This window comes from Pantoea sp. Pa-EAmG (assembly GCF_030024295.1).
Classification (GTDB): domain Bacteria; phylum Pseudomonadota; class Gammaproteobacteria; order Enterobacterales; family Enterobacteriaceae; genus Pantoea; species Pantoea dispersa.
The window spans coordinates 1-4535 of the sequence record NZ_JASEWO010000256.1; the positions used below are offsets into that span (position 1 = coordinate 1).

The 4535-nt window shown below is 61.3% G+C and carries 2 protein-coding genes; both read left to right on the plus strand.

Annotated features, from left to right (window positions below):
- Positions 1 to 1937 (plus strand): EAL domain-containing protein (locus QMM04_RS21040; RefSeq protein ID WP_282996937.1); only part of this gene is annotated, 1937 nt, incomplete at its 5' end.
- A 162-nt stretch (positions 1938 to 2099) separates the two neighbouring features.
- Positions 2100 to 4193, plus strand: coding sequence for an EAL domain-containing protein (locus QMM04_RS21045; RefSeq protein WP_282996938.1), 2094 nt, complete (start codon positions 2100 to 2102; stop codon positions 4191 to 4193).
- The last annotated feature ends 342 nt before the right edge of the window (positions 4194 to 4535 follow it).

Sequence of the window (4535 nt, forward strand, 5' to 3'; positions counted from 1 at the left end):
TCTGGGCGATGCACTTCATTGGCATGCTGGCGATGATGATGCCGATGACCATGCGCTATGACATTCCGCTCACCGCCTTCTCGCTGCTGCTGGCAATTCTCACCAGCATCTTCGCCTTTGCGCAGGGCCTGCAGGGCAGCCATCTGACGCGCCGCCGGCTGCTGCGCGGCACGGTGATCCTCGGCAGCGGCGTGGTTGCCATGCACTATCTCGGCATGCTTGCGCTGCTGATTGAACCCGCCATTCACTGGGATTTGCGCCTGGTGGCACTGTCGGTACTGATTGCCTACGGCGCATCCGGTGCTGCGCTGTGGCTGGCGTTTCACCTGCGCCACGGCGAGAGCCTGCTGCTGATGCGCGCCTGCGCGGCGCTGGCGATGGGGGTAGCGATTGCCGGCATGCACTACACCGGCATGGCGGCCGCGCAGTTCAGCGCCCCAGGCAGCATGCAGCACCACGGCATGGGACAGGAGGGGCTGGCGGTGTGGGTAACCATCATCACGCTCACGATTCTCGGTCTGACGCTGCTGATCTCGATGCTGGACGCCCAGCTGCGCGCGGCGCGTCTTGCCGCCCGGCTGCGGCGCGCCAACAGCGAGCTGCGCCAGCTGGCGCTGCACGATAATCTCACCGCACTGCCCAATCGCGTGATGCTGGACCAGCAGCTCAGCACGCAAATCAAACACGCGACGCTGTATGACCAACCCTTTGCCCTGATGTTTATGGATCTCGACGGCTTCAAAGCGGTGAACGATACCTGGGGGCATCACGTCGGCGATCGTTTGCTGGTCGCCGTGGCGGAACGGCTGCGCAGCCAGCTGGATGCGGACATTTTGCTGGCACGCCTCGGCGGCGATGAGTTTGTCATGCTGTGTCCACAGTACGCGGCAACGCAGGCTGAAGCGCTGGCGCAGCGGCTGGTGCACAGCATTGATGCACCGTTTGAGCTGGATCGTTACTCGCTGCGCGTCTCGCTCAGCATCGGCATTGTGATCTTCCCGCAGCATGGCCGCAGCCCGCAGGAGATGATGTTCAACGCGGACTCGGCCATGTACCACACCAAGCACAGCGGGCGTAACGGCTGGAGCCTGTTTGAACCGGTGATGAGCGCGGTGGCGCAGCATCAGCTGGCGCTGGCCAACGATTTATGGAACGCGCTGGAGTGCCAGGAGATGCGCCTGTTCTACCAGCCGAAGTTTCGCGCGGGCGGGACCATTCTGATGGGTTTTGAGGCGTTACTGCGCTGGCAGCATCCGCGCCGCGGCTTGCTGATGCCGGATATGTTTCTGGCGCGCGCCGAGAAAACCGGCCAGATTGTGGCGCTCGGCAACTGGGTGATCAACGAAGCCTGCCGCCAGCTGCGACAGTGGCATGACGAGGGTAACCGCGACTGGAGCGTCTCGGTTAACCTCTCCGCACTGCAGTTTCATCAGCGCGATCTGATCGACACGCTGCGCCAGACGCTGCAGCGCTACCAGCTGCCGGAAGGCGCGCTGATGCTGGAAATCACGGAAAACATCGCCATGCGCGATCCGCAGTTCAGCCAGCAGCGCATCGCCGAACTGCAGCGGCTTGGCGTCAAAGTGGCCATCGACAACTTCGGCATTGGCTACGCCAATCTGCTGCACCTCAAGCATCTTGAGGCCAGCGAGCTGAAAATTGATCGCGCCTTCATTAACAGCCTGCGTGCCGACAGCGAGGATGCAACCGTGGTAACCGCCATGCTGACGCTGGCGCAAAGCCTTAACCTGCGCATGGTGGCGGAGGGCGTGGAGACCGAAGAGCAGCAGCGCCTGCTGACCGGTCTCGGCTTTGACACGCTGCAGGGGTATCTGCTGGGCAAACCGACGCCGGCGGAGCGCATCGGCGAATTCACCGCGTCAACGCCGATTGCGCCGCACTTTCCTGACAACGTGCTGCCGCTCACCGGCGCCTGACCAGCAATTTTTGTTCTCCTTCACATCGGAAGCTTTCATCGTTCAGTGACTCATATCGGCAGCCGGTCTGCCGATAATTTCAATTATAAAACCAACATTTTCTTTTTCATTTCAACAACACCACAGCTGACTTAACACAGCTTTTTTATATGGGAAATCACTATGTTAGTGACTTCGTACGATGCGTTTACCGTTCTCGTTTCGATACTGGTAGCGATGCTGGCCTCGTTTACCGCGCTGGATATGGCGGGGCGCGTCGCTTCCTCCACCGGCCGGGTGGCGCTGGTCTGGCTGCTGGGCGGCGGTTTCGCCATGGGCGTGGGCATCTGGGCCATGCACTTTATCGGCATGCTGTCGATGAGCCTGGATATGGTGATGAGCTACGATCCGCTGCTCACCGCCGCCTCAATGGTGGTGGCGATTCTTGCCTCCATCTTTGCCCTGTGGCTGGTGTGCTCGTCCGGCGACTTGCCGTGGCGACGGCTGCTGGGCGGCGCGCTGGTGCTGGGATCCGGCGTGGTGGCGATGCACTACACCGGCATGGCGGCGCTGATGTTTGAACCGGGCATCAGCTGGAACTGGGGCTGGATTGCGGTTTCGGTGCTGATTGCGCTGGTGGCTTCCGGTGCCGCGCTGTGGCTGGCGTTCAACCTGCGCGAAGGGCATGACCGCGTCACGCTACTGCGCGTCGGGGCGGCCGTGGTGATGGGCTGCGCCATTGCCGGCATGCACTATACCGGCATGGCGGCGGCGAACTTCCCGATGCACAGTCACGCCACGCATCACGGTGTGAACAGCGACTGGCTGGCGATGCTGGTCACGGTGGTGACGCTGGCGATCCTCGGCATTACGCTGCTGGTTTCGATGCTCGACGCGCGTATGCAGGCGCGTACCTCGATCCTCGCGCGCTCGCTGGCAGAGGCCAACCGCGAGCTGGCGCAGCTGGCGCTGCACGATAATCTGACGCGACTGCCGAACCGCATCCTGCTGGAGGATCGTCTCGAGCAGGCGATCAACAAGGCCAACCGCGAGCGCTCGCAGTTTGCGCTGATGTTTATGGATCTCGACGGTTTCAAAGCGGTCAACGATGCTTTTGGTCACCACGTCGGCGATAACCTGCTGATTGCGGTAACCAAGCGCATGACCGACCAGATGAAAGGGCACTACACGCTGGCGCGGCTGGGCGGTGACGAATTCGTGCTGCTGATTGAGATCGGCGATCCCAATGATGCCGCAGCGGTGGCGGATGCGCTGGTAAAAGCCGTGGATCGCCCGTTTAGCGTGTCACGCTACGAGCTGATGGTGTCGCTGAGTATCGGCATCGCCGTTTATCCCGGTGATGGCAAGGACGAGCGCGAGCTGATGTTTAACGCCGACGCCGCGATGTATCACACCAAGAACAACGGCCGCAACGGCTACAACTTCTTCCAGCCGTCCATGAACACGCTGGCGCAGTCGCAGCTGCAGCTTAATAACGACCTGTGGCAGGCGCTGGATAGCAACGAGCTGCGTCTGTTCTATCAGCCTAAGTACTGCGCGCCGAGCGGGCCGATCATTGGCTTCGAAGCGCTGCTGCGCTGGCAGCACCCGACGCGCGGCCTGCTGACGCCGGACAAGTTTTTGCCGATTGCCGAGAAGACCGGCATGATCATTAATATCGGCAACTGGGTGATCAACGAAGCCTGCCGCCAGCTGCACATCTGGCACCAGCAGGGCCATCCGCACTGGTCGGTGGCGGTGAACCTCTCTGCCTTGCAGTTTGAGCAGTGCAACCTGGTCGACACCGTGACGCAGGCGCTGGAACAGCACCAGATCCCGGCGGAGCTACTGACGCTGGAGGTCACCGAAACCACGGCGATGCGCGATCCGGAAGAGAGCGTGCGCATCCTCACCGAGCTGACCAGCATGGGGGTAAAAGCCTCGATTGATGACTTCGGCACCGGCTACTCAAGCCTGCTGTATCTCAAGCGCTTACCGGCCAGCGAGCTGAAAATCGACCGCGCTTTTGTTAACGAGCTGCAGGCGAAATCGGAAGACGCAACCATCGTCTCCGCCATCGTCGCACTGGCGCAGTCGCTGGATCTCAAAGTGGTGGCCGAAGGCGTGGAAACCCAGGATCAGCAGGCGTTCCTCACCGGGCTCGGCTGCGACACCCTGCAGGGCTTCCTGCTGGGCAAACCGCTGCCGCCAGAGCGCATCAGCGATCTACCGGACTTTGTTAAGGACAAACCCGCGGCGCTGACGGCGGCGGAGTAGAGGCTGGTTTCTGCCGCCTGTAGCTCCTCTCTCTCTCGTGCGGTATGTCTTTTCTCCCTCACCCGCGTGCGCGCTATGTGTCTTTTCATCCTCTCCCGCGTGCACGCTGTGTGTTTTTTCCCCCTCTCCCGCGAGCGGGAGAGGGCCGGGGTGAGGGCCAGACCGCACCAAACCCAACAAAAAAAGCCGCAGCATCCCTGCTGCGGCTTTTACCTCAAGCTCACCTAAAAAGGAGAAGAAAAACTTACACGAGCTCGACTTTCACCCCTTCCTGCACCAGCAGTTCAGCATCGCCGTGGTTATAGACGCTGTAATGAACGCCAGCAATGGTGACGTTACCAT

What these genes read in the sequence shown, in the direction of transcription:
- QMM04_RS21045 (WP_282996938.1), top strand. Translation starts at nt 2,100, where the DNA reads ATGTTAGTGACTTCGTACGATGCGTTTACCGTTCTCGTTTCGATACTG.